This is a genomic window from Peptoniphilus sp. BV3AC2, from assembly GCF_000478945.1.
In the GTDB taxonomy this organism is placed as follows: Bacteria; Bacillota; Clostridia; order Tissierellales; family Peptoniphilaceae; genus Peptoniphilus_B; species Peptoniphilus_B duerdenii.
In genome coordinates, this window is the sequence record NZ_AWXD01000008.1 from 344,027 (window position 1) to 368,284 (window position 24,258).

Genomic DNA, 24,258 nt, shown 5'->3' on the forward strand with positions numbered 1-24,258 from the left:
CTACACGCTTTGGATTTTTATCACTATATAGATTTCCCTATACATACCATTGTGCTTATTCTCTATACATTTGTAATTTTTATATGGATGCATAATATGATGAATAGAGTAATTAGAAGTTCTACACTCACTGGATTTAGAATTATCGGCATACTTCTTATATGTTATCTCACGGTGAGGACGGTGAAGTACGAAATTTTGATCGGGAATGAAGACGCAGTAAGACTTATAAGAAATTTCTACTTTGTCTTTCCACTTGTTTTAACTCATCTAGTGTTCCTCACTTCTCTTCACGTAGGTAAATCAGAGAGAGAAAATATAAGCAAGCATTGGAACCTTCTTTGGATACCTACTTGTGTAGCTGCCCTTTTAATCTTGACCAACGACTACCACGAGCTCGTCTTCTCCGTTGACCCAAATGTGAGAGGTCTAAATATGTACGGTCCAGTATTTTATTTTGTAATTATCTACATAGGACTTCTTTCTCTATGCACTTTAGTATTTACAATGCTTCCTTCATTTAAAAATAGAAATTTAGCTTCTGTAAATCTGCCTATCTTTATACTTATCATCTGGGGCTTATATACTTTCCTATACATGATTGGTTGGAAAAATTTCGAATACTTTAAAATTATTTTTAAAAGTGCAGAATTCAATATCTTGATGGTGGTGCTTTTTATTGAGTCCTTGGTATTTATGAGGCTTCTGCCTTCCAACAGAGGATACGAATCATTCTTACAGCTTTCTTCTCTAAATATTGGGATTATGGACTTAAATGGCAAAATGATCTTCAGCCCAAAAATGTATAGAGATATCGAGCCATCTCTCATTGAAGATGCACTATCAAATCCAATCTTTATCGATGAAGATACCATGTTTGAAAGTGCAAAGATCAAGGGTGGTAAATCTTTTTGGTTTGTAGATTTTACAGATTTCAACAATCTTAAGAGAAAGCTAATCAGTATCAGCGAAGATATGCTAAGCGAAAACGAACTTCTAAAGGCAAATAACATCTTGCAGAAAAATATGGTTAAGCTGGAAGAACAAAGAGAGATTAGAAATCATATTCAAATGAAGCTAAAACCTCAGTTCGATCAGCTAAAATACATACTTATGAATCTTCCAGAAGATGAGGATTTGTTTGAGATAAAACTAAAACACGCATGTTTTCTCGATGTATATATAAAGAGGTACGCCAACTTATTTTTGATTACTAAAAATAAAAATACTTTGGATCTATCTGAGCTTAGGCTTGCATTTTGTGAATCCCTAGACTATCTGAAGCTAAGCGATGTAAATACCTATATAGATTGGGAACTTAGTGGAAAGTTTGATGCCAAGTACTGTCTTAATCTCTATGAAATTTTTCAATATGCTTTAGAATTTTATATGCCTGGTATCGACTCTCTTTATATAAATCTTTATATGGATGAGAATGCTCCAGTGTTAAGTATAAAAATTAAAGGAGCAGAGCCTAAATCTTTTTTAGATAAGTACAAATATACTTACACAAAAGATAATATCTTGATTGTAGAAGATATGGCAGATGATGAAATAAATCTATGTATATCTCTTGGAAGGAGGCAGTTATGACTCTTATAAATCTAAGCATCTACAACCTTGCTCTTCTATTTATCTTTAACACTGCCATCTTAGTTGCAAGTGTAAAGATTGTTGTCGATACAGCAAATAGCAAATTGCACGCCCAGTATTTTGCACATAGTATATTCATCTTCTCATTGAGTTTTTTCTCTATGCAAATTTTGGCAGAGATTGGAACCGGCAGACTCTACATAGCAAAACCTATGGTGGACCTTCCCGTTTACTTATTTATAATCTATGATTTGTTCCTCTGTATCCTTGAAATTATCTTTGCCATAAGTTTTATAAAAACTAAGAATAGTGTCATAGGTAAGAACTCCATCAAGGAAAGTATGGACAATCTCCCTGACGGCATCTGTTTTTCAAAACTAGATGGAACACCTATTTTGGTAAATAGAGTAATGCAGGATATTAGCTACGCAGTATTCGGAAACATGCTTGTAAATGACATCGTCTGTGCAGAAGATATAAAAAATAACAATATAAAAAAGGATGCTCGTATCTTGCAAAAGGATCCTCTAGTTATAGAAGCTTTGGGAGATATTTGGCAAATACAGATTGTCCTTCACGAAAATGTGAGGGAAACCTTGGCATATAAAATCACCCTTGAGTGGGGTCTGTACCAAGAGATTGAAGAAAAGAATAGACAGATCGAAAAGATTAACAGAAGTCTCAAAGAATATCAAAAAAATGTGGGAGAATACACTAGACAAAAGGAAATCCTGCAGGCGAAAGTCAAGATTCATGACAAAATTGGTCAATCACTAATCTATTTTAAAAGATACTTGGATATGGATAAAAAGACGAAGGAAGATCGAGATAAGCTCATAAACTTATGGATGGAAAGTCTTGTTATGCTAAACGAAAAAGAAAATTTCTTAAGTGAAAATGATGATTCTTCGAAGAATGAAGCAAAATTTGAAAAACTAATCTCCACTGCAAAAGATATCGGAGTTATAGTCCACTTAGACGGTGAAATTCCAAGGGACGAGGGCGATCTAAATCTCTTGGTCGATATAGTTCACGAGGCACTTAACAATGCTATTCGTCACGGTCAAGCTAAAAATATATGGATTACATTGCGAGAAGGAGATTTAAATATCCATTGCAAGATAAGAAACGACGGCATCCCATCTAAAGAACCTATAAAAGAAAAGGGCGGTCTCAAAAACATCCATCAAAGGATAAAAAGTTTTGGTGGCAAGATGAATATAGAACTTAATCCACAATTCACCTTGGACCTATCTTGGCCAAAAGGAGGAAACTATGACCTATAAAATAATGATAGTTGACGATCAGTTCGTCTCCAGAGAAATGTTTAAACTATATATAAACCAATGCCCAGACTACGAAGTTGTCTACTGCGTCGACACCGCCATGTTTGCAGATACCTATGTACTAAATACTAAACTGGACCTGGTAATCATGGACATACTGATGCAGGACGGTTCAAATGGCCTCGATGCTGCAGAAAAGATAAAGAAATTAAAACCAGAACTAAAAATCATAGCCGTTACAAGTATGCCAGAAGTTTCCTGGATGGATAGGGCAAAAGAGATTGGCATCGAAAGTTTCTGGTACAAAGAAGTATCTGAGGAGACAATCTTAGAAATAATCGAAAGGACACTAAATGGAGAATCCATCTATCCAATTAAAACTCCAGAGGTGAAACTGGGCATGACTAAATCCACCGACCTAACTCCGAGGGAAATACAAGTGTTAAGGCTCCTTACCACAGGAGTGGGTAACGACGAAATCGCCGATAGCTTAGGAATCTCACTAAACACAGTTAAGACCCATATCCAACATCTCTTGGACAAGACAGGATTTGCAAGTAGGACACAACTTGCAATTCAAGCGCGGGTCACTGGATTTGTAATAGAAGACGATTAAAATTTAAACCAAAAAGGGCTCTCACGAGCCCTAATTTTTTTAAATTTTCCATCAAAAAAGGACCATTGGTCCCTTTAAATGATTTCTATTTATTTTTAAAACATGGTTAAGATATATCCGTCGACAGCTGCAACGATGGTATACATTATTATCGCCCTTACAAATGAATCGATATGAGTTTTTGGATCTTGGTAGAGTGATTTGTCCGGAATTTTGGTAAATCTTATACGTTTTGTATTTCTCCACCAGATGAGATCTATTACGACTAAATCAAATATATTTAGCACCTGTCCCATTATAAATAGAGATTTGAAATTTTGGATAAAATCTCTTTGGCGGATAAATATTCCAAATATTATAAAAATTACCAAGAATACTACTAAATTCGCCACAAAGTTTCTAGTTTTACTCGTTTCTTTGAATCTTCCCTTATATTCTTCTATCTCTTGTACTTTTTTCTTAACTTCATCTGGATAGGTGGAGTAGTTTTTTAAATTCTTATGGTCGGTGCCCGTTCCCAAAAAACATAGGGTAAAAAATATGGCACACATGACCAAGGTTTCGATTAAAAGCATGTTCCCTCCTCAATTTATATTAATTATATATCAGTTTTGCAAATTTTATTTCTAAATTTTGCGACTGTTTCTTGTAATTTATATCCATTATAAAATTTATATTTGTACTTACAAAAGTTTATGTCTTATACAATCGATTAAAAAGCAGTTCATCTCCGGTTCTAAACTAAGTTTTAATTTCGGTTTCTCGTTGGAGTTTTGTACTCTAAGTATCATCTCTTCAAAGTCTTTCTTTTCCTGTTTAAGTTCTGCGATGGTTGTATTCTTTTCTTCTTCACTGTCGTATTCATCCTCCGCAGCTTCTTCAATGGTCATGTCCAAGTAGGAAATATTCTTTTCAACAAGTTTTAAGAACAAATCCTTCTTGCCCTTTATCCACAGTGTGTAGAAGTAATGATCCCAGTCGAGAGTGTAGTACTCCTCTATATTTTCTTTTTCCCAGGATTCTAGGAATTTATCATAATCCCCAAGCACATAGTAGAGGTCGAAGATTTCATAGTCATTTATTTCATCGGTGCTAAGATGGTAGTTTTCATCCATTCCAATCTTAACTTGGTCTAGATAAACTCTCGCTCTATCGATATTTCCAAGGTAGGCTTTGCAGTATGCTAGAGATAGTAATAGCCTCATTCTACTTGGATATTTTTTAAGAATCTCTCGAAAAATTGCTGAAGCAAGAATATAATTTCCTTCCTCGTAGAGGCAGACCGCAAAATTAAAAGTGTGCTCATAATCATTATCCATTTCCCTAGCAATTTTAAAATAATTTGTACTTAGATGGAGATTTTCCTTCGAATGGTCGTATTGATATTCGCTAAAATAGTAGATTCCAAGAGCCTTAGCCGTTTCCGCATAGGGAGAAATCAAATCATATGCCAACTTTAAATATTTCAATCTCTTCTCTCCGTAGTAGTAAAAGGCAAGGTCTGTGTAGATTCTTGATTTTTCATCATCGGAAAGAAGTGCAGAGTTTTCTCGGAGAAAATTCTCTAGCATTTCCACTGATCCATCATCTTTTCTAAGCTCCATCTTTGCCGAAGCAAGATTTAGTATAACATCCAAATCAAGCGGTCTCTCTTCTTTCTTTTTAAGAAGATAATTTTCCATCTTTTCAAAATATTCTACGGAATGGTCATAATCATCGAGAAAAGGCTCGTCATACCTGTCTTCATATTGAGTTTTTAAACTTCGCCAATACGCCTTTACATCCTTTAACATTTATTTTCCTTTTATATATCAAAATTCTATCGCGGTTTAATATTTAAAACTTATCACTTGCTTTTTAGCATCTACTTCCGCTTCAACCCCAAAAGGTATGATACACCTAGGAGTGGCGTGACCTACATTAATATTGTAGAGAATTGGCAGTTTCTCATTAGTTATTTCTCCTAGCAAAATTTCTTTGTACTCGTCGTAGTATACTTCGTCTTGTGGTTTTCCTATGAGCACTCCTGATAATACATCGAATATTCCATAATTCTTTAGAGCACGAATCATTTTTCTATAGAGTTCTGGGCTGGATTTCGTTTCGCTAGTTTCAAGGAGCAGTATTTTGCCCCTCCATTCATCTAGGCTTGGAAATAGTTTATATTTTTCGCACATTTCTACCGTGTCACCAAACCTATCATTTACAAAAATATTATAGATTGACTCTATGCATCCGCCTAGAATTTTACCTTTGAATGTAGAGTTGCCCCTTAGCAGTTCAAAACCAGAGTTTGGGAAACTCTCCATGCTTTGACCAAGTGCATCCTTGCTGAAGTCTTCCCTTTCTTTATACCAAAGATCGCTAGGTCTTATCTCTTCAATCCTACCCGTTTTTATTAACTCCTCAAAATATTTCTTCGTATATGGAAGCATCTCCTTAGAAAGTTCGCATACATCTGGGAGAAACGCCTGACCATAAAAAGTTTTTATTCCTACCTTATTTAGCATAAAATGGTTCATCGTCGTATCAGAAAATCCGAGAAACACTTTTTGTTTCGCCACATTTTTAAGTTCGTCATTGTCAAATAGGTATGGAAGAAGTTTATATGTATCCACCCCACCAATTGCACATAGAATCATGTCTATGGAATCATCTTCAAATGCCTGCAACAGATCCTTTGCCCTGCACTCCGGATGATCTTTTATAAATTCCATTCCTTTAAGAGCGTTCGGTAGAAATTCAACTTCTATGCCATAGTCGTTTATTCTCTTAACCCCTAAATCCACCTCATGTTTTACAAAATCTTCTCCCAAAACACCGGAGGAGAGACTTACTATTCCTATTTTTTTAATCATTTTCATCACCTAAAATTAATTTATTATTTCAATTATAAACTAAAAAGAGAGCCTGTTAAATAACAAGCCCTCAAAATGTTTTTTACATATTAGTAAGTCCGCCGTCTGATACCAAGATTTGTCCAGTGATGTTTGACGCTTGGTCAGATGCAAGGAAGAGTAGATTCGAAGCGATCTCTTCAGCAGTTGCAACCATCTTGTCAAGCTTAGGACCTCTCATGACAACTTCCATTCCCTTTTCGTCAACATTTGAGAAGTTTTCCATGATTTCAGTTGCGATACCACCAGGAGCTACCGCGTTACAACGAATCTTGTCGTTTGCATACATAGCAGCAGTGTTTCTCACAAGACCGTGGATTGCGCTCTTAGACATAGTGTAAGCCACACCAGCCTTGCCGCCTCTTATTCCCGCGATTGAAGTAGTAGCAACGATTGCGCCGCCATCCTTCATAAGAGGGATTGCACCTTTGAAAAGTCTAAAAGTCCCCTTCACATTGATATCGAAAATTCTATTTAAATTTTCTTCAGTGCAGTGGGTAATAGGTTCAAAATTGTCCATCACGCCCGCATTTGCAATAAGCACATCAAGCTTATCATTTTCATTCTTAACATTTTCAAATAGACTTTCCACGTCTTCTTTTTTAGAAACGTCGCAAGTAACAGGCACTATTTCGCCCTTGCCGCCTAGCATGTCAATTTCGTTAGCAAGAGAAAGAAGTCTTTCTTCCCTTCTAGCAATGGCATATACCTTTGCACCTTCCTTTGCCGCCATGATGCTCGCAGCTCTGCCAACACCTGAAGAAGCACCGGTAATAATAACAACTTTATTTTCAAATCTCATAATGATCCTCCCTTTAAATAATTTATTTTATATTAATACTATACCCTATTTTGAAAATAATTATCTTTAGAGTTGGTTTTGTTATTTTGCGAGTATTTTTGTAGCGGAATCAATCTGCTTCCATTTTAAAAACACTTAAGGAAAACAGTCACCCTGAGAGGCAGTCGAGTTCTGCAAATCAGCCTTCGCAATGCTCGGCTTCTTTGGAACTCTTTGCACAAGACCTGCTACGAAATCGGAGATTTCGGCTAGGGCTTCGAATGTGTATAACCCTGGTTAGGTCAAATACTGATGATTGTCCGTAGCGGAAGCAATCTGCTTCCATGCCGTTAGGCTCTGTGAAAAAAGAATTTGTTTATTGCCATGAATTTTGTGAGGTCAATCCCTCCACTTGGTCATCCTGAGCGGAAAAGGTGCTAGCCTTTGGAGTCGAAGGATCTCAAACAATATCTACTAAATATAATTTTATTCTTTTTCTCATGCTCTACGTAGAGCATCTACGTTATTTTTAAATTAAATGCTATCCGGATAGCATCAGAATAATTATTATTTCATTTGCCTATACTTGACCCTAGGAAGTTAGACCCATTCGACTTCAGAGCCTGCGGCTCTTCCGCTCAGGGTGACCGTAGTTGGGAGGCTAATTTTTTTAAAAAACTTAAGCAATACACTCATCCCGAGTGAACGCAGTGAATCAAAAATTTATTCCCAAAAAACTTTAGGAAGACAGTCACCCTGAGAGGCAGTCGAGTTCTGCAAATCAGCCTTCGCAATGCTCGGCTTCTTTGGAACTCTTTGCACAAGACCTGCTACGAAATCGGAGATTTCGGCTAGGGCTTCGAATGTGTATAACCCTGGTTAGGTCAAATACTGATGATTGTCCGTAGCGGAAGCAATCTGCTTCCATGCCGTTAGGCTCTGTAAAAAAAGAATTTGTTTATTGCCATGAATTTTGTGAGGTCAATCCCTCCACTTGGTCATCCTGAGCGGAAAAGGCGCTAGCCTTTGGAGTCGAAGGATCTGACCCATATTTAACCTACTTAAGACAGAAATCATATAAGCATTAATAAATATCTTTTACATTACCAAACCTCATTCTTTCTCCTTCCAATTTTCTTTTACGAGGGATAGGGAGGGAATTAACGTCTCTCGAAAAAACCTACGGTTTTCTCTTCGAGACTCGCAGTTTCCTCCCTTCTCCCTCGAGCTCCCTCTTCCCACCTCGCATTGGGGAGGTTTTGGTAGTGATTTTCTTATTCGGCTAAAATTTTCCAAACTCGCTTCTCAGACAGTGGAAAATTTCTTAACGCCGAAAGCAAAAATCACTTGTAGTGCCTTAGGTTGTGTCTATATCAGGATAGTGCGTAAGGATTCTATGGAATAGGTCGAATGGAGGTTTTGGTTATGAAATTTATATAATCTCAATGAATTGTTTAACTTTGTAGCGGAAGCATCTTGCTTCCACAGCCGAAGGCTCTGCACGGAAATGCCCCAGGAAGACAGTCACCCTGAGAGGCAGTCGAGTTCTGCAAATCAGCCTTCGCAATGCTCGGCTTCTTTGGAACTCTTTGCACAAGACCTGCTGCGAAATCGAAGATTTCGGCTAGGGCTTCGAACGGGTATAACCCTGGTGAGGTCAAACATTGATGATTATTCTCTTATGCTCTACGTAGAGCATCTACATTATTTTTAATTTAAATGCTATCCGGATAGCATCAGAATAATTATTATTTCACTTTCAAAGACTTGGTTAAATATAGGTCAGATCCTTCGACTTCGACGGCAAGCCGTCTTCGCTCAGGATGACTGTAGTTGGGATAGACCTTCATAGTGGAATCTGCTCTTTATAATCAACAAAAAAACAGTAAACCTACTAGGTCCACTGTTTTTAAATCCCTATTAATTCTATAAATCCTTGATATTCATCTTGTCGATTTCTGATTTTCTCTTTAATTTTTGTCTCACCGCAGCATAAATTGCAAGGAGAATTATCGTCGGGATATTGCTCGTTATAAATGCGGAAAGCACCATTGCTATACGCTGAGTTGTACTTATATCTACCGATGGCTCTACGATATTTAAAACAATAATTATTGAATATATAAGTGTTAGCCCCGGAAGTATCAGTCCTATCCATCTACTTTTCATCTTAGAAAAATAAATTTGTAAGTAGACTACTAGAGCTCCTAACAACAAATAAATTATAAAAAATATAAGTGTAAATTTCATTTTAATCCTCTTCTTTCATCTTCTTGTACTCGGATACTAATATCTTCGCCGTTTCAAAATCAATCTTGTCATTTACAGCAAGCCTTTTTATAAGCGAGATATATGGCTCGTTTGCGTTGTCTTCGCTAATTCTAATCTTCTGTATAAGCCTATCGAGTCTTAACCTCACCGTCGGATATGTTACTTCGTACTGTTTTGCAATCTCTTTTAATGAGCCAGACGCCATTATAAAATTTTTGATAAAGGATAGATCCTCGTCGTCTAAATTTGCCATCCATTCTGGAATTATTTCAATCGCCATTTCATCACCTACTTTAATTATATTAAATATAACCTTTAATTTTATTAAAGTCAATCTTAAATTTTATTTTTAATATTAAAAAAGAGAGGTCGCCCTCTCCTAGATTTTTCTATTAATATTAGACTTTTATTTTTATTCTTTTACTTTCCAATATCCATTCTTGGCACTACCTACATACCCCATTATTTTTTCATCTGTAAGAACTTTTAAATCCCTTTCAATAGTCCTTTCAGATTTTATCAATATCATGACTTATATTTTCTTTGTTTCACATCTTGACTTTTAATAGTTAGTCTTTCTGTCTCTTTTACTATACCTTAAGTACATTAATTGTCTTGTAAAATCTTTTAAAATCTATCAAAAGGAGTGCTTGATATAGATGGCGAACTTATACTCGCCTTTAACGATGGAAGTAAACTAAGCTTCGATTTTAAATCTAATGTGGACATTACTAAAATTTCTAAGTGCATAGCTCAATTTGTCCTATAAGCAAAAAATAATTGATGCCCGAAGAAATTTGAGCCTTTATTATAGTACGAAAAAAAATTATTGGAAAAAGATCTAGACAATGACAATTAATTAGTCAGTGCACTAGATCTTTTTTTATCCTTTATTAAAGACTTAAATTCTTTAACTCTCCTAAAACTTTAAGCTAAAATCATCTTTTTTAATTATTTCGTAATAGATGGATGAAATTATGAGGTTAACTAACCAACCTAAGGGAACTGCGTACCAGACCATCTCTACTCCTATTTTATGGGCAAGGGTCATAGATAAAGATACCCTTACAAAAAGATTTATGAGATTTGCTAGGGTGAAGACTCTTACATCTCCCATTCCCCTTAAAGATCCATCAACACAGTGCTTGCTTCCTACTAGGATAAAGAAAAAAGCGATGAATTTTAGATAGGCATTGGCTGTGTTTATGGCAAGAGCTGAAGAGTTTTCATTCATAAAAAAAGTCGTTATGGCAGGATAATTTATTCTTAGTATTATTAAAACTAAGAGGCAATAACAAATGGTTAATCTTAAGGATGCTCTTAGTCCTTTGCCTATCCTTTCTAGTTTTCTCGCTCCAACATTTTGAGAAGTGTAAGAAGAAACTGCGTTGCCAAGGCTTGTTATCGGAACTATAATTAGGCTTTCAACCCTCATTGCTGCAGAAAAGCCTGCCAATATTTCTACACCGAAAGAATTTACAACTGATTGAACGAGAAGCTGACCGATAGTAACGGTTGATTGTTGTAAAATTGATGGAAGGGCAAGATTTGTGACAAGTTTAAGCTCCTTAAGGTCAAAAACCCTGTCAATTTCCACATCAAATTTCCTCAAGTGCCTTATAAAAATTGCAAAAGAAAAAATAGCTGACAAACCTTGGGCTAGGAGAGTGGCGTAAGCTGCTCCCTTAATACCGTATCCTAAGTCTTTAACCATGTAAATATCCAAAATCACATTCAATACTGATGAAAATATCAAAAAGTATAGGGGGATTTTTGATTCTCCAAGAGCCTGATAGAGGGCTGATATAATATTATACATAAACAAAAATGGCAAGCCATAAAAATAAATGTCTAAATAAAGAATCGACATATCCATAATATCTGCAGGAGTATTTAAGATAGCCATTAATTTTTCAGAAAATATTAGTCCAAATATCGAAAGAGCTAAGGATAGGAATAAAAATCCTATCATGGATGTATAAATAGAACTTTTCATTCTTTTATAATCTCTTGACCCAAAATATCTTGCTATAAGAACTGAAGCTCCTGCCCCACCTCCTACTGCTATACAAATAAAAATGGTAGTTAGGGCAAAGCTTGCTCCAATAGAAGCAAGTGCTGCTTCGCCAACGTATTTACCAACGACAGCAGAATCTACTAAAGTATAGACCTGTTGGAAAAGTGAACCGATAATCATAGGCAGGGCGAATTTAATAATCGCCTTACTAGGCTTTTCATCAGTAAGATAATGATTCATATAAACTTCCTTTCTTGTTAAGAATAGCTTAATTATAGCATACTGCACTAAATTTTATTCATCACATATAGCAAGTTAAATATTAAAAAAGAGAGGTCGCCCTCTCAATATTTTCATACTAATTCTAATCAATAAAATAATTTTACTCACCCAAATATTTTACATATACTTGGCATGGATTCCATTCATCCCATAATTTCTTGAAGCATTCCAATTCTTTGTAGCCCACCGCAACGTAGAAACTATTGGTGATGTCATACTCTTCATAATGGCCTTTCTCTACGGTTTTTACCTGTGAATAGGTGTAGCCGAGTTTCTTCGCCATAGTTTCGTATTCTTCGTTTAACATCCTTCCAATGCCCATTCGATGATATTCTTTCCTTATTCCCATGACAAATATCTCGGCGCAGTCCCTACTCGTTTCGTTTAGTACGATGAAACCTACCGCCTCATCGTCTACAAAGGAAGCGATGAACGGTTTCGACTCGGATTCATTTATATAGTCTTCTGTGCTCTCTGGCAGACCAAACCATTCTGGTAGGTCTGTCAGGATTTCTCTTGCTATTTTTTCTTTTTCTTTTTTATCTAAAATCTCTTTTATTTTTATATTCATTGCAATTCCCTACTTTCTAAAATCATCTGATTCTTTCACATCTACCAACGCCAGCAGAAGCGTCATTATAAATAGCATAAGTGCAAAGATTCCATAAACAGGAACTGCTTGTATGATTTCAAGTTTTATAAGTCCGCCGATGCAGTAGGCGTATATACTAAACCAAAATATAATGCTCGTCCAATCCTTTTTATTTCCAAAGGTTAGATTTTTTCTCTGTGCTAGAATTTCTCTTATAAGTCTTATTAAAACGAATATCCATATGCCAAGAAATGCTAAGACCGAGAACCATTCATAGGTTATTTTGTTTAAATATAGCGATATAAAGCTACAAATTCCTACGAAAGCTACTCCTCCTATTCCAATGAGCATTGATCTCATTAGATTTAATTTTTCATCGATACCTTTTTCCCAACTCTTTAATGTCATATACACGATTGACGGAACTTCAAACATGTATCCGAGAAAGTTTACCCAGATTACGCTCATAAACATGTGATGATTGATATCTAGATTAATTGGACGACCATCCCACACCCAGAATCCTCCATCGAGTCTGATGGCAACCACATCGAGAAGAAGATCCATGCTAACTATGAGCCATCCACTTAGTAGCGCTGTCATAATCTTTGTTAGAGAAAACTTCTTCGCTATTCGAAGTGCGCACACGGTTATTCCGCCCCACATAAGTCCGCCGAAAAATGGAAATTGGTATGGTACAAAGCCGATGCTTATGTAGAAAGCGTTGCTGTAATGGTAGATGTCTGTAAGCCTAACCGCCAGTAGTTCTAAAGAGAACCCAGCAATTGCCCCCGAAATCAAAAGTCCCAGCTCTCTATAATTTTTATTTTTTAAAATATCTATAAGTAATATAGCAACTATAAAATAACATATGATTTCAAAACTATTTATCCAGTTCATACAACTCTCCATAAATTTATTTTCTAATTGAAGCTTAAGTACCATCTAACGCAATATCTAAAACAATATTATCAATAATTCTTTTTTCTCTCAAGGTCAAAAAAAGCGAAAGATTTCTCTCTCGCACATTTGTTAATATTTTCGTCTATTCATTTCCATCTGTCAATTTAACAGATCTTAAATTAAGTTCTACTTTTAATTTTTTAAAGAATTCGCTCATATTATAATTCTTTTGAAAACACAAATTAGTTTCTACCATCAACTTATCGTCCGTATCCTCGTCAATCGAAAACCTGTGATCAAAGAGTTCCGTCGGCACTTCGCTACACATGAGATCTCTACAAATAATCCCAAACGGCAAATTATTATAATTATTGAGCCGATTGATTTTAAATTTCTATTATACTACAATAAAATCAATCTTTATGTTGTTTCAATATCCTATTAGAAACTTTTACAATTTTCTTTTTAAGGAGGACATATTATGAATAAATTATGTTGCAAGAGAATCTATGAAACTCCAGCAGAAACTGACGGGTTTCGTATTCTTGTAGACAGACTTTGGCCGCGAGGAATAAAAAAAGAAAAAGCTGATATCAATTTATGGGCAAAAGAAATCGCTCCATCGAACGAACTTCGAAAGTGGTTTTCTCATGATCCTGAAAAATATGATGAGTTTAAAGAACTTTACACAAAGGAACTAAATAGCAATCCACAGTCGCAAAAGTTTAAGGATCTGTGCCTGCAAAAGATAAAGGATTTAAATGTGACATTGCTCTATGCCGCAAAAGACGAAAAATATAACAATGCCGTTGTTTTAAAAGATTGGTTGGATGAATAGAAATTATAAAAAATCAGCAGTATTCTCGACTGCTGATTTTTGCTTATTTTTTCAAAATTATCCTAAAAATTTATAGTTGCCATAAAACATGACAAAGGCTGCCACAAGTATAAATATATGCCAGATGGCATGATTGTAGGGGATTTTCTTTATTGAATAAAAAACAGCTCCTATGGTATAGAAAAGTCCGCCAAGCAACAAAAATATAATATAGCTCATGCCAATATACTTATAAATCTGATATATAAGAAGAATAGATATCCATCCCATTGCCATGTATATGGTCATAGAAGCCTTGCTTATTTTATCTTCTTTACCTGTAGTAAATGCAATTATGTTCATCACTATGCCCGATAGTGCCAAAATCCAGATTAAAACAAATATAACTATGGCAAAAGTAGATCTTAAACCAATTAGGATAATTGGAGTATAGGAACCTGCAATCGTAAGATAAATCACCCCATGATCGATTGCCCTAAAGACCGTCCTTGCTAGTGGATTTTTCATAGAGTGGTAGAGACTTGATGATAAAAACATGATGGCTATGGCTATAAAATAGATTAACCACGCCAAAAATCCAATCATATCTTTGCCCCGATAGGCTTCAAGGACTACCGGTAGGAAAAATATAAGGCTTAGGATAAATCCTAAGATGTGGGTAGCTATATTTAAAGCTTCCTCAGACTTGCTATATTTAATAATTCTCATCTTTATCCCCACCTCCAATATTTTTAATATTCTTTAAATCATTTTATTCCAAAGTAAGAAGAAGCGCCATCTTAAACTTCTTTGTAGCCTTTACAGAATGGCGACCACCCTTCGCAAAGTGGAAATTTTCGCCTGCACAGACTACATGGTCCTTTCCCTCATAGCTTATGACAGCTTCGCCGTCCAAAGCGAAGATGATTGCCTCTCCGGGAGCGGCATGTTCCGAAAGCCCTGTGCCTTCATCAAATGCCATCACGACGAATTTCATCTTGTCATTATGCACCACATCCATGTTGACGATCTTGCCTTCTCCATAAGGAACAAGATCTTTTAATTTAAAAACTTCTCCTGCTTTAATTTTTTCGTTCATAATACTCTCCTTTCTTACAGATATTTCTGTATACACACTGCCTTCTGCAGTTCTCATCCCCATAGGGGTGTTCGTCAGCGTTAAGATACTTTCTCCAACTTGCAATTTTTGCAAGAAATTATCTTTTCCATAAACCTCCAAGCTTCCCTCTGCAACGATTATTAGCTTGTGGTAAGGATAAATCTCCGCGCTTATGTCCGTATTCTTAGCCAGTGAAAAATACGTAATGGAGCTTTCTCCACCATAGATTTCTTTTGAAATGGTACATCCTGGAACCGACGGATTATCCTTTCCTATGGAAAAGACTTCACCTATTTTTTCTTTCATTTAATCACATCCTTTTTTCAGTAATAGTGATTTTACTTTTAATCTTTCCACGATTCACACAAATTTTAATTTAATTATTATTTCGAAATACGCCATCTTCTGTAACAGTTATAGAAAACCTGTGATCAAATGGTTCTGTCGGCACTTCGCCACACATGCGCTCTCTGCAAATAATAGCAGCCGGCACATTCTTATACTCATTGAAAAGAGTGTCGTAAAACCCACCGCCATGACCGAGACGATTGCCCTTATGATCTGCAGTAAGACAAGGAATTACAGCAAACTCAACCTCATCCATAGGAATAAGCTCCGAAGACTTATCCGGCTCATAGAGTCCGTAGTATCCGCGTTTTAATTCATCAAGGGAAAATATTCTTCTCGCTTCCATAACTGCTTTTCCAACACAGAGCGGAACCGCAAGCCGCTTGCCGTCTGCAAGCACCTGGTTAAGAAAAGGTCTAGTGTTGATCTCATGCTCCACACCTACAAAACAAAAGACAGTCTTCGCATCTTTATATTCAGGAAGTCCTAAGAGTAACCGAGTAATCTCTCTGTCCGCATCAATTTTGTAACTCTCCGGAAGTGCAAGGGACTTAGATAGCATCTTTTTTCTCAAATCTTTTTTATTTTTTGTATGTTACTTTTTTCTTCAAACTTCATATCAAAATCCCTTTCAAGAATCATAGCAAACTAAGGCATCTATTTTTGCTCAAAACAGAATCAAAGCATAAATTCTACTAATTGATTTTATATTTCAATTATACTACAATAAAAACAAAAGCTACGTTGTAATAACAACTAAATTAGCATTTTATAAATGATTCTCATAGAATGAGAATATAAAAAGGCTTCTAGGTTTGTGAGCCTAAAAGCCTGTGGAAATAATTGCTTAATTTATATATATGAGCTCTCTACTTTTCTTTATTCTTTATAAGTTTGTCACAGAGAGGTAGTAGCTCTTCTAATCTATCGACGATTCTTTTTTGTTCTGCTAGTAGTGGGAGAGGAATAGTTTGATTGCTTATTATTTCTTTGCTAATTACTCCTTGTTTTTGGTGTAGTCATGGGTTACTCCGTCCCGTTCAATTTTTATTTTTTCTCATTATTTTTAGTGTTTCTTTAAATTCTTTTGTCTTATTTGTTCTAATTTTTCATAATCTCCCCCCTATGCTTCTTAAAGTAATTATATCACTTCCATCCTATCTTTTTGTTGGAATAACAGGGGAATCCACGCTTTTAATTTAACTATTTTATTATTTCCAAAGTTTATATTGGCACATCTTCTCCCGGATATGTGTTTTATAATACTCTTTTAATTTTATTCTTGATGTTTCTAAATCTTCATTACGAAGCATTTTTATGCATACTTACTAATTATAATTACAACAGTTTCCCCATTTATTAATGTGAAATCTCTCCTAAATTATTCTGTTAGACTTAAGATCATTTTAAAATCAAACACTTATCATCTAATACAAAGGTCACAAAACACCAACTAAAAAAAGGACACCGGAGTGCCCTTTTTAAATAGATAGTGGATTATTTTGATGTTTCTCTTTTAATTATTACTTCTTTTGTAGTTCCATCCCAAATGATGTCTTTGCCATCTACTAGTCCTAGTGCTCTTGCAATATTTGCAATTGGAAGCATTGTTCTATTGCTCTTAAGAATTGGTTTTACATCACTTTCGAATACTGTACCATTTACAATTATTTGATTTGTATCCACTGGTATTTTAACTACTGTGTCTTTATCTGTTAAGATTACTGTTCTAGTTGGATCATCCCATTCTACCTTAAATCCTAGTGCTTCTGCTACGAATCTAATAGGGAGCATGGTTCTATTGTTTGATATAAATGGTTCTACGTCCATTGCCACTTCTTTTTGAACACCATCTACTGTAACTACAAGTTTTTTTGAACCGATAACTAGTTTGGTAACCATCTTTACTTCTACTGGAACTTTTGTTTCGCTAATTGGCTTAGATGGCTTAGTCTTCTCAGACCCACCATAGGCAAAAAAGAACGGATAGCTAGGCATATATCTTCTATGAGAATCATCGTCAGCGCTTGGCCTATCATGACTTTCTCCACCAGGAATAGCCGGATCTTCTTTTAGACTAACAAATACTAGGGTTCCATTTTCAAAATAAGTATTATCTGCCAATTTAGCATAGACAATAGGCTTAATGATTTTTGCGCCTGCTGGTAGCTTATTTATTTTTATTTCATAGCCACCATCTACAGTCTTAACCTCATAATCAGCACTAGGTACTTCTTGTTTTTTATACTTTGGAGTAGGGGTGCTAGTGGCATCTACTCTTGTAGGTTGAGGTATGGACTTAAAGTCTTCTTCTTTAACATAGTTTAGTTTAAAGAAAAATTTATCATTTTCTCCAATTTTACCTGCACCTTGTAAACTACTTTTAATTTTAATTGTATTGTCTTTCAATGCAGTATATTTTTTTCCATTATGAGGATTTACTTGGTCTTTTGTTCCTAAAACTTCATAGTTTACTAGGGCTTTCTTAGTAAAATCTCTAAATATACCTGATTTTTTACCATTTACTTTTTTATATGGAATTTTTTCCATTTCCTCTAATTCGGCTTGATTTATTTCTTTTTTTACTAATAAATCCTTTGCCCTTTTAATGGCTTTTTTAATATCGTCCTTTACATTTTCATCTTGATATTCAATAGCAGGATTATCAACTACGTCTTCATTGAAAGACTTCATATAGGTATCTAATACTTCTTTAGCCTTCTTTAGTCTTTCGGAATCCACCTTGTTTTTACCGGCTTCAGTGTTTTTTTCTTCTGCTTCTTTTACTATTTTATCAATAGCAGCCTTGTCTTGTGCCTGATCAATTTGTTTCTTAGCTTCTTCTTTTTCTGTGTCACTTAAGTCAGCTAATGAATCAATTTCGGATTTTGCATTTTCTTTTGCTTGGAGTATAGCTTTTTTTGCTTCTTCGCGTTTTGGATCTTCTGATTTTACAACTGTGTTTATAATTTTATCGTCCACGTAATTAACTTTAAAAGTATATGTTACACCGTCTAATTCATATTCAAAAGTCTCACCTTCTTCAACGATTGAATCATTACATGACTCTTTTGCAGTATAATTAAATTCTTTTTGGTCAATATAATAAGTTGGCAATTCTTTAAACTCAGCAGTTTGTGCACCATTCGAAACTATTCTATAATCTTCCTTTTGCTCACCATTTGCATAGAGATGAACCTTTACAACTGGTTTTTGTTTTGGAAGCTTTAATTCACCTTCAGCTTTCCATTCGACAGTAAATTGCTTTGTTGTATAATATTTTTTAATAGGATCTTGTCCGCCTTGTCCTTCAACCAATTTTAATTTTGGTAATTCAGCATTTTTAACTTTAGTTCCTACAAATGCATCTCTACCAACAACCTCAAGCTTCGGTGCAATTAGAGTGATCTCCTTGTTGTTGTTATTGTCGTTTGCCAAGCCATACCAGCTAATAGCCTTAAGTTCAGGTAAATAAACCTCGCCCTCAATCATGTTGTTTTTTAAAGCACCTACATCAATAAGCTCGAGCTTTGGTGCATCAATACCAGTAATTTTGTTACCTTCAAACGCAAAGCTATCTACCTTCCATACATTAGGTAGAGAAATTTTACCAGAGATTTTATTGCCCTGAAATGCACTTGAACCAATATATTGCAAGCTGCTTGGAAATTTAACATCAGTCAGCCCTTTATTTTCAAAGCTGCCATCCATAATAGCTTCAACACCTTCAGGGATTATGATTTTTTCCGGTTTGTTATAATTCTTATTAAGCCAACTTCCCCTATCTAGACTCAAGGTTTTAAGTCTAACTGTTTCACCATAATTATAATATTGATAAGTCCCGTTAGCTTTCTTTACAAGACGAACCAAATCATATTCTTTATAAACAATAGAATAATCGCCGTCACCATACGAATATTCTGTTAAAGTGTAGTATCCGTCTTTATCTAGTTGTGGACCTCCATATGCCAATACATTTGCGCTTAGTATCACATTGAAAAAAATAAGCGCTGCGACAAGAGTCGCAAAAAAATTCTTTTTATTCATCATGCCTCCTCGAGCAAAATTTTTGTGAAAACACAAATACGCTCAGAAATAATTTTACAACCTATCATTCAATACAATTTATATATTTTTAGTGTAATTTATAAAAAGCCTTAGAGTTTTATCTAAAGCTTACTTCATATGTTTTATAGCTATCCTTTGATCGGGCGCCTTTGCCAAATGTATAGGGCTTGTTTGGAAGAAAAGTTTATTCGATGTTGGATTCGTTGCGTTAAAGGTTGTGTCGATGTAGTAGGTTTCATCACCGATTTTTACGTAGTTCCATCTGTGTTTCATTATCTCGCTGCTTATACAACCGACTTTTAAGCCAATTGCTTCTCCTAAAATAAGAAAAAGCTGAGCAAATGCAGCACAGGTGCCTTTTTGGGTAATAGCTGCGGCAAGGGCGGATCTGGATCTGTGTTCTTTGTCATAAGTTATATTCTCTGTAATATATTTGTTTAGAAATTCAATCTTTTCTAAATCAGTTAAGCCTTCTGCTTGCTTTTTTATCTTTTCTTCTAGATCCATCAGATCTTTAAAATATCTTTTTTCTGCGAAGAATTGAACCAATAGTTCGCATTCGTAGTAATCGGATTTAGGTTTTATGTCTTCGAGTCTTACTACTAGGAGATTGTTTAATGTTGCACTACTTGGGATTAAAAACTCTTTGTCTACCCCATGTCTTCCTTTAGTTTGTTCTAAAAAGATTTTTAATTCTTCATTGATGTTTATAGTAATCGGTTTATATGCTTCGTTATCGCCCGCTTCATAGAAAACATCTTTGGCAACTTGTCCGAGCTCTTCTTTTGTGGTCAAAGTTTTCATTATCTTTTGCTCCTAAGTAAGTCTTCTTTATTATTAGATAAAATTTCTATAATTATTATCGTCTTATATTTTTATTTTAAAGTTTGATTATATTTCTTTTAAAAATTTTAAAGCCAAGTACAATTTTCCAAGATCATGGTTTGCGCTATGGAGTTCCTCAACTTCATAAGAACTCTCATTTAATACATCTCCTGCTTCAAGGAAGTTATACAGTTCAAATCCGTAAAAATCACAAGCCGCTTGAACTCCTGCAAGTTCCATTTCTACTGCTATGCATCCTTCCGACTTTCTCTTTGAAACGAGTCCGCGAGTCTCACGAAGCATCACGTCTGTGGTCCAGACTTTTCCCTTAGTATATGGAGCTCTTTCTCTGATAAAAAATTCTTCAACTTTTTCATGGTTTTTAATATCCAGATAATCTGAAGGAGGTGCATAATAATAAGATGCTCCCTCACCTCTATAAGCCTCTGTTGGTATAATGTACTTTCCAAAAGTCTTTTCCTTGTCAAGACTGCCACATGAGCCAAACATAATAAATTTATTTGCGCCTGTAATCCAATTGACTTCTACACAACCTCCTGAAGCAAGGGCTGAACCCATCATGCTAAGATAGAAGGCAAATTCTTGACCTTCAAAGCTACTTTTATATATTGGCATTGACCCATTTACAGATTCTATATTGCCAATTTTTTCGCACTCAAAATTATCGAGTAAATATTCTAGTATGCTTTTCGAAAATATTACCAAGCATTTTTCTGCAATATTTTTCTTTTCTCCGTAAAAGTCTTTTAGACTTATAACTGGCTCTGTGTCTTTATCGAAACTTTCTATTATCATAATTAACTATTAATTTCTAATACCTTTCGTTTTTTCTATTTTTTATTGCATCTTGTACATTTTGGCGAAATTTTTATTCGCAAAAATAATCTATTAAGATACTTTTTTCGCAATCAGTACACCAATCGGCGCAAGTCCTCCATGCACCAATTTCATTTCAACTACTGAAAATCCATATTCCTCAACAAAATCTTCAAATTGTTTTTTATTCCATTCTTGGTACATTTTAAATCCTGAAATGGACATCAAACTCTTTAAAATTTTTCTTTGTTTTCCCTCTTTCCATAGAAAAGTAGGAGCAAACAAAGTCCCGTTAGGTTTTAAAACTCTATGTATTTCTTTCATTGCAAGGTCTGGATTTGGCATGATATGAAGTGCATTAGCGATTAGCACACTATCAAACTTTTCATCCGCAAAAGATAGCGATGTTGCATCAGCTACTTCAAATGTGAGGTTTTCATATTCCCCATGCTTTTTCGCTTCCAGAATCATTTGTTCGGAAAAGTCTGTCCCTATCCAAGTTTTAGTATGTTGCGCGAGACTAAAGGAAAGTTGCCCCGATCCACAGGCAAGTTCAAGCACATCCATATCTTTATCCAAATGAGGACTTATGTATTCGCAAACTCTATCATAAGCTCCTTTATCTTTTTTCATAAATGGAGCATATAGCTTTGCAAATTTATCCCAGAATTTTTTATTGCTTTTATCATTCACTTTCAACACTCCTTTTAAATAAATTACTGTATTAAGCTTTAAATATTATTGGTAGGTTAAAGCGTCCCAAAACTTTACCCTTTACCACTACATCTAAATAATTTAAGATAAATTTTGTATAAAAAATGGCATTTCACAAATTTGGGCAGATTTAAAACTTTTGTAAAAGTCATTAGCATCTTTATTTGTAGCTCTTATTAATCTAAACTCATCAATATTATTTTTAACACAATCTTTAGCCATTTCATCAAAAAGTTTTTTTGCTATACCTTTATTTCTACTCTCCGGTAGTACATAAACCCAGTCAACATAACATATTCTATATCCATCTTGGAAACAAGAATAAAAATGATATTCTATTCTTCCGACCACATTATTTTCGCACATAGCAAGTATTGAATTGCTTCTTTTTGTTAGTTCGTCATCCAATCTATCTAAAAGTTCTTCTTTGTTAATGTCAGATGAACACATAAGCTCCGGTTCCAATTTAGTAGCCAATGATAAATAATCATAATACTTATTAAAATTATCTTTGTTTAGTTTTTCAAAAGTATATTCCATAATTTACCTCTTTTTTGATATTCTTGCGATTCTCTCACGATTATTTTCTATTACTCTTGATAATATTATACCAAATATAATTATGGTATTAGTTAAACTCATTTTAAAATTATAAGATGCCCTATAATAGTAAGTCATATTTAGAAATAACCCCCATATCTTACTTATTTTAAAATTAGTTTTCTAGCTTTTCCATTCAAGTATTTAACCAGTTTTAATTCAAGTAATTATCCGCAGTCCATTTAAGCAATTGTCCTGTTTTAATTCAAGTGTTCGGTCGCTTACTCTATGTTTATTTAGGATATAATTCTTAATGAACAGGTTCTTGCCATGGGTAGTGGTTTTTTTACAATCAAAAGAAACAACTTAATCCGCTTTAATATAAGCGGCTTGTCTGGTACTGTTATTAAAATAATTTACTATAGTATTTTTGATTTTTATTGATTAACTTGAACTTAAAAAATGAGGACTTATGCTACTAGGCATAAATCCTCTAATCTAAATTTTCCTGCTCAAAGACTTTAATATTTCTTTCTATCAATTATTTAATTTCCATGATTCTGCCTTAGCTTTTGGAAATTAATCTTCGTTGATGTCAATGAGAATTGGACAACACCTTCTAAAATGTATATTAGGATGAAATAATAAATATTGCGCTAGTAAATTTTACACAATATTGTGGACTTGACTTATTTTTTATTATTGCATATAATGATAATGATAATTAAAACCATTTTAAAGGAGAAAGAAAATGACAAAATTAAACACATATCTTGCAAATCTTGCAGTAATAAACATTAAATTCCATAATCTACATTGGAATGTAGTAGGCTCTCAATTTGTATCTGTACATGAGTATCTTGAATCTGAATATGATAAGGCTGGCGAAAGACTTGATGAAGTTGCTGAAATCATCAGAATGTCTGGGGAATTTCCAGTTGCTAATTTAAAAGAATATTTAGAAATTTCTACAATCAAAGAGATTGAAACTTCTAAAGAAATATCTATTAAAGAAACATTAGAAATAGTCCTATCTGACATAAAACTTCAAAAAGAATTGGCCCTACAGATTAGAAAAGAAGCAAATGAAACTGATGATTTCCCTGTAGCTAATGCTATGGAAGAGCATATTGAGGACTACAACAAACAAATTTGGTTTATTAATTCAAGTCTTAAATAGGCAAAATTAACTTTTGTAAAACTATGAATTACTATCATTTTTCAATTATAAAATAGCCCGCCTGGCTTATTAAGGACTCCCTCTACGGAGTAATAGGCAAGGCGAGAGGGCAAGACCCAGTGTGAGACGGGTCTATAGGTATTTTTGTGTATCAACCTAAATCCTAATAAAAGGATAAGGGTTGATACATTTTTTTATGTAGAATATTTGTATTGGTGTGTATAAATTTGAAAAACAGAAAAATAAAGGCAGCCCGAACTGCCGATTTATCTTTCTACACCTTTATTATGGCCTTTCTTACTTGACTTAGTTTTGTCGTCTGTTTTAAAGCTTTATTTGTCCTAATGTGTTTTTTTATCCTTATCTTGACTTTTACCTGTTTTTTGATTTTAGGAGCTTAGAACACAAAATACGGACATTTTTATGTTCCTTTCCGCTAATTTCAATACTTAGTCTAAAATTTTAATAAAATCCCCTTATTTTAAGGTTCCTAAAACTTTTGTCTTGTCAACAAGGTGGACAATTAGCATAAAATTTATCTTATAAAGTAGAAAAAGGACACCTAAGTGCC

24 protein-coding genes and 1 pseudogene are annotated in these 24,258 nt (G+C 34.6%); 5 read left to right on the top strand and 20 right to left on the bottom strand.

What is annotated here, in order from left to right; all coding sequences use genetic code 11:
• Positions 1 to 96 precede the first annotated feature (96 nt).
• From HMPREF1252_RS03455 to HMPREF1252_RS03465, 3 genes are read left to right on the top strand one after another with little or no spacing between them, the layout of a single operon-like run.
• Positions 97 to 1,593, top strand: coding sequence for a hypothetical protein (locus tag HMPREF1252_RS03455; RefSeq protein ID WP_238318182.1), 1,497 nt, complete (start codon positions 97 to 99; stop codon positions 1,591 to 1,593).
• Complete coding sequence (locus HMPREF1252_RS03460) at positions 1,590 to 2,879, top strand: sensor histidine kinase (RefSeq protein WP_023059260.1); 1,290 nt, start codon at positions 1,590 to 1,592, stop codon at positions 2,877 to 2,879. Before HMPREF1252_RS03455 ends, HMPREF1252_RS03460 begins: the two co-directional genes overlap by 4 nt.
• Complete coding sequence (locus HMPREF1252_RS03465) at positions 2,869 to 3,495, top strand: response regulator transcription factor (RefSeq protein WP_023059208.1); 627 nt, start codon at positions 2,869 to 2,871, stop codon at positions 3,493 to 3,495. Before HMPREF1252_RS03460 ends, HMPREF1252_RS03465 begins: the two co-directional genes overlap by 11 nt.
• Before the next feature lie 95 nt (positions 3,496 to 3,590).
• Here HMPREF1252_RS03465 and HMPREF1252_RS03470 read toward each other — a convergent pair whose 3' ends face one another.
• From HMPREF1252_RS03470 to HMPREF1252_RS03520, 10 genes are all read right to left on the bottom strand, one after another.
• Positions 3,591 to 4,070 carry a hypothetical protein gene (locus HMPREF1252_RS03470; RefSeq protein ID WP_023059410.1) on the bottom strand — a complete coding sequence of 160 codons (480 nt, stop codon included), beginning with the start codon at positions 4,068 to 4,070 and terminating at the stop codon, positions 3,591 to 3,593.
• 108 nt (positions 4,071 to 4,178) lie between these two features.
• Complete coding sequence (locus HMPREF1252_RS03475) at positions 4,179 to 5,288, bottom strand: lipopolysaccharide assembly protein LapB (RefSeq protein WP_023059174.1); 1,110 nt, start codon at positions 5,286 to 5,288, stop codon at positions 4,179 to 4,181.
• A gap of 36 nt (positions 5,289 to 5,324) precedes the next feature.
• Positions 5,325 to 6,353, bottom strand: a complete 1,029-nt coding sequence (locus HMPREF1252_RS03480; RefSeq protein ID WP_023059252.1) for a S66 peptidase family protein — start codon at positions 6,351 to 6,353, stop codon at positions 5,325 to 5,327.
• Between the two features lie 82 nt (positions 6,354 to 6,435).
• On the bottom strand, positions 6,436 to 7,194 hold the full coding sequence (locus tag HMPREF1252_RS03485; protein ID WP_023059326.1) for an SDR family oxidoreductase: 759 nt from the start codon (positions 7,192 to 7,194) through the stop codon (positions 6,436 to 6,438).
• Between the two features lie 1,905 nt (positions 7,195 to 9,099).
• Entirely contained in the window at positions 9,100 to 9,423 is a 324-nt protein-coding gene (locus HMPREF1252_RS03495) for a hypothetical protein (RefSeq protein WP_023059381.1), read from the bottom strand.
• Position 9,424: 1 nt separating this feature from the next.
• Positions 9,425 to 9,724: a DUF2089 family protein gene (locus HMPREF1252_RS03500; protein ID WP_023059416.1), complete on the bottom strand. Its 300-nt coding sequence runs from the start codon at positions 9,722 to 9,724 to the stop codon at positions 9,425 to 9,427.
• Positions 9,725 to 10,363: 639 nt separating this feature from the next.
• Positions 10,364 to 11,749: an MATE family efflux transporter gene (locus tag HMPREF1252_RS03505; RefSeq protein ID WP_155804234.1), complete on the bottom strand. Its 1,386-nt coding sequence runs from the start codon at positions 11,747 to 11,749 to the stop codon at positions 10,364 to 10,366.
• A gap of 94 nt (positions 11,750 to 11,843) precedes the next feature.
• The gene (locus HMPREF1252_RS03510; protein ID WP_023059206.1) at positions 11,844 to 12,314 is read right to left on the bottom strand and encodes a GNAT family N-acetyltransferase; all 471 of its coding nucleotides are present in this window, start codon (positions 12,312 to 12,314) and stop codon (positions 11,844 to 11,846) included.
• A gap of 9 nt (positions 12,315 to 12,323) precedes the next feature.
• The gene (locus HMPREF1252_RS03515) at positions 12,324 to 13,235 is read right to left on the bottom strand and encodes a carotenoid biosynthesis protein (RefSeq protein ID WP_023059385.1); all 912 of its coding nucleotides are present in this window, start codon (positions 13,233 to 13,235) and stop codon (positions 12,324 to 12,326) included.
• A gap of 145 nt (positions 13,236 to 13,380) precedes the next feature.
• Positions 13,381 to 13,566 carry a hypothetical protein gene (locus HMPREF1252_RS03520; protein WP_036746790.1) on the bottom strand — a complete coding sequence of 62 codons (186 nt, stop codon included), beginning with the start codon at positions 13,564 to 13,566 and terminating at the stop codon, positions 13,381 to 13,383.
• 153 nt (positions 13,567 to 13,719) lie between these two features.
• Here HMPREF1252_RS03520 and HMPREF1252_RS03525 point away from each other — a divergent pair, with 153 nt between their 5' ends.
• Positions 13,720 to 14,076 carry a DUF488 domain-containing protein gene (locus tag HMPREF1252_RS03525; protein ID WP_023059399.1) on the top strand — a complete coding sequence of 119 codons (357 nt, stop codon included), beginning with the start codon at positions 13,720 to 13,722 and terminating at the stop codon, positions 14,074 to 14,076.
• A 57-nt stretch (positions 14,077 to 14,133) separates the two neighbouring features.
• Here HMPREF1252_RS03525 and HMPREF1252_RS03530 read toward each other — a convergent pair whose 3' ends face one another.
• The 9 genes from HMPREF1252_RS03530 to HMPREF1252_RS03565 all read right to left on the bottom strand — a co-directional run bounded on the left by HMPREF1252_RS03530 (position 14,134) and on the right by HMPREF1252_RS03565 (position 22,507).
• Entirely contained in the window at positions 14,134 to 14,784 is a 651-nt protein-coding gene (locus HMPREF1252_RS03530; protein ID WP_023059141.1) for a hemolysin III family protein, read from the bottom strand.
• Between the two features lie 43 nt (positions 14,785 to 14,827).
• Positions 14,828 to 15,481, bottom strand: a complete 654-nt coding sequence (locus HMPREF1252_RS03535; protein ID WP_023059229.1) for a cupin domain-containing protein — start codon at positions 15,479 to 15,481, stop codon at positions 14,828 to 14,830.
• A 70-nt stretch (positions 15,482 to 15,551) separates the two neighbouring features.
• The gene (locus tag HMPREF1252_RS03540) at positions 15,552 to 16,097 is read right to left on the bottom strand and encodes a 5-formyltetrahydrofolate cyclo-ligase (protein WP_023059317.1); all 546 of its coding nucleotides are present in this window, start codon (positions 16,095 to 16,097) and stop codon (positions 15,552 to 15,554) included.
• Between the two features lie 295 nt (positions 16,098 to 16,392).
• Positions 16,393 to 16,521 carry a restriction endonuclease subunit S gene (locus tag HMPREF1252_RS09505; RefSeq protein WP_081695914.1) on the bottom strand — a complete coding sequence of 43 codons (129 nt, stop codon included), beginning with the start codon at positions 16,519 to 16,521 and terminating at the stop codon, positions 16,393 to 16,395.
• Between the two features lie 499 nt (positions 16,522 to 17,020).
• Positions 17,021 to 19,570 (bottom strand): stalk domain-containing protein, encoded by a 2,550-nt coding sequence (locus tag HMPREF1252_RS09230; RefSeq protein WP_023059161.1) that lies wholly within the window; start codon positions 19,568 to 19,570, stop codon positions 17,021 to 17,023.
• Positions 19,571 to 19,699: 129 nt separating this feature from the next.
• Positions 19,700 to 20,395, bottom strand: coding sequence for a transglutaminase domain-containing protein (locus HMPREF1252_RS03550; protein WP_023059315.1), 696 nt, complete (start codon positions 20,393 to 20,395; stop codon positions 19,700 to 19,702).
• Positions 20,396 to 20,482: 87 nt separating this feature from the next.
• The gene (locus tag HMPREF1252_RS03555) at positions 20,483 to 21,232 is read right to left on the bottom strand and encodes a nucleoside phosphorylase (RefSeq protein ID WP_023059262.1); all 750 of its coding nucleotides are present in this window, start codon (positions 21,230 to 21,232) and stop codon (positions 20,483 to 20,485) included.
• Positions 21,233 to 21,325: 93 nt separating this feature from the next.
• Positions 21,326 to 21,946, bottom strand: a complete 621-nt coding sequence (locus HMPREF1252_RS03560) for a class I SAM-dependent methyltransferase (RefSeq protein ID WP_023059264.1) — start codon at positions 21,944 to 21,946, stop codon at positions 21,326 to 21,328.
• Between the two features lie 102 nt (positions 21,947 to 22,048).
• A complete protein-coding gene (locus HMPREF1252_RS03565; protein ID WP_023059403.1) occupies positions 22,049 to 22,507 on the bottom strand; it encodes a GNAT family N-acetyltransferase in 459 nt (152 codons plus the stop codon).
• A 751-nt stretch (positions 22,508 to 23,258) separates the two neighbouring features.
• Here HMPREF1252_RS03565 and HMPREF1252_RS03570 point away from each other — a divergent pair.
• Positions 23,259 to 23,687, top strand: coding sequence for a DNA starvation/stationary phase protection protein (locus tag HMPREF1252_RS03570; protein ID WP_023059244.1), 429 nt, complete (start codon positions 23,259 to 23,261; stop codon positions 23,685 to 23,687).
• Positions 23,688 to 23,953: 266 nt separating this feature from the next.
• Here HMPREF1252_RS03570 and HMPREF1252_RS10065 read toward each other — a convergent pair.
• Positions 23,954 to 24,196, bottom strand: a pseudogene (locus HMPREF1252_RS10065) (DNA-binding protein); the annotation flags it as partial.
• Positions 24,197 to 24,258: the final 62 nt, after the last annotated feature.

Coding starts and splice junctions, on each gene's coding strand:
- HMPREF1252_RS03465 (WP_023059208.1), top strand. CDS start 2,869: ATGACCTATAAAATAATGATAGTTGACGATCAGTTCGTCTCCAGAGAA.
- HMPREF1252_RS03455 (WP_238318182.1), top strand. CDS start 97: ATGATGAATAGAGTAATTAGAAGTTCTACACTCACTGGATTTAGAATT.
- HMPREF1252_RS03510 (WP_023059206.1), bottom strand. CDS start 12,314: ATGAATATAAAAATAAAAGAGATTTTAGATAAAAAAGAAAAAGAAAAA.
- HMPREF1252_RS03555 (WP_023059262.1), bottom strand. CDS start 21,232: ATGATAATAGAAAGTTTCGATAAAGACACAGAGCCAGTTATAAGTCTA.
- HMPREF1252_RS03570 (WP_023059244.1), top strand. CDS start 23,259: ATGACAAAATTAAACACATATCTTGCAAATCTTGCAGTAATAAACATT.
- HMPREF1252_RS03530 (WP_023059141.1), bottom strand. CDS start 14,784: ATGAGAATTATTAAATATAGCAAGTCTGAGGAAGCTTTAAATATAGCT.
- HMPREF1252_RS03515 (WP_023059385.1), bottom strand. CDS start 13,235: ATGAACTGGATAAATAGTTTTGAAATCATATGTTATTTTATAGTTGCT.
- HMPREF1252_RS03495 (WP_023059381.1), bottom strand. CDS start 9,423: ATGAAATTTACACTTATATTTTTTATAATTTATTTGTTGTTAGGAGCT.
- HMPREF1252_RS03475 (WP_023059174.1), bottom strand. CDS start 5,288: ATGTTAAAGGATGTAAAGGCGTATTGGCGAAGTTTAAAAACTCAATAT.
- HMPREF1252_RS03460 (WP_023059260.1), top strand. CDS start 1,590: ATGACTCTTATAAATCTAAGCATCTACAACCTTGCTCTTCTATTTATC.
- HMPREF1252_RS03535 (WP_023059229.1), bottom strand. CDS start 15,481: ATGAAAGAAAAAATAGGTGAAGTCTTTTCCATAGGAAAGGATAATCCG.
- HMPREF1252_RS03470 (WP_023059410.1), bottom strand. CDS start 4,070: ATGCTTTTAATCGAAACCTTGGTCATGTGTGCCATATTTTTTACCCTA.
- HMPREF1252_RS09230 (WP_023059161.1), bottom strand. CDS start 19,570: ATGAATAAAAAGAATTTTTTTGCGACTCTTGTCGCAGCGCTTATTTTT.
- HMPREF1252_RS03525 (WP_023059399.1), top strand. CDS start 13,720: ATGAATAAATTATGTTGCAAGAGAATCTATGAAACTCCAGCAGAAACT.
- HMPREF1252_RS03520 (WP_036746790.1), bottom strand. CDS start 13,566: ATGTGTAGCGAAGTGCCGACGGAACTCTTTGATCACAGGTTTTCGATT.
- HMPREF1252_RS03480 (WP_023059252.1), bottom strand. CDS start 6,353: ATGATTAAAAAAATAGGAATAGTAAGTCTCTCCTCCGGTGTTTTGGGA.
- HMPREF1252_RS03550 (WP_023059315.1), bottom strand. CDS start 20,395: ATGAAAACTTTGACCACAAAAGAAGAGCTCGGACAAGTTGCCAAAGAT.
- HMPREF1252_RS03500 (WP_023059416.1), bottom strand. CDS start 9,724: ATGGCGATTGAAATAATTCCAGAATGGATGGCAAATTTAGACGACGAG.
- HMPREF1252_RS03485 (WP_023059326.1), bottom strand. CDS start 7,194: ATGAGATTTGAAAATAAAGTTGTTATTATTACCGGTGCTTCTTCAGGT.
- HMPREF1252_RS03565 (WP_023059403.1), bottom strand. CDS start 22,507: ATGGAATATACTTTTGAAAAACTAAACAAAGATAATTTTAATAAGTAT.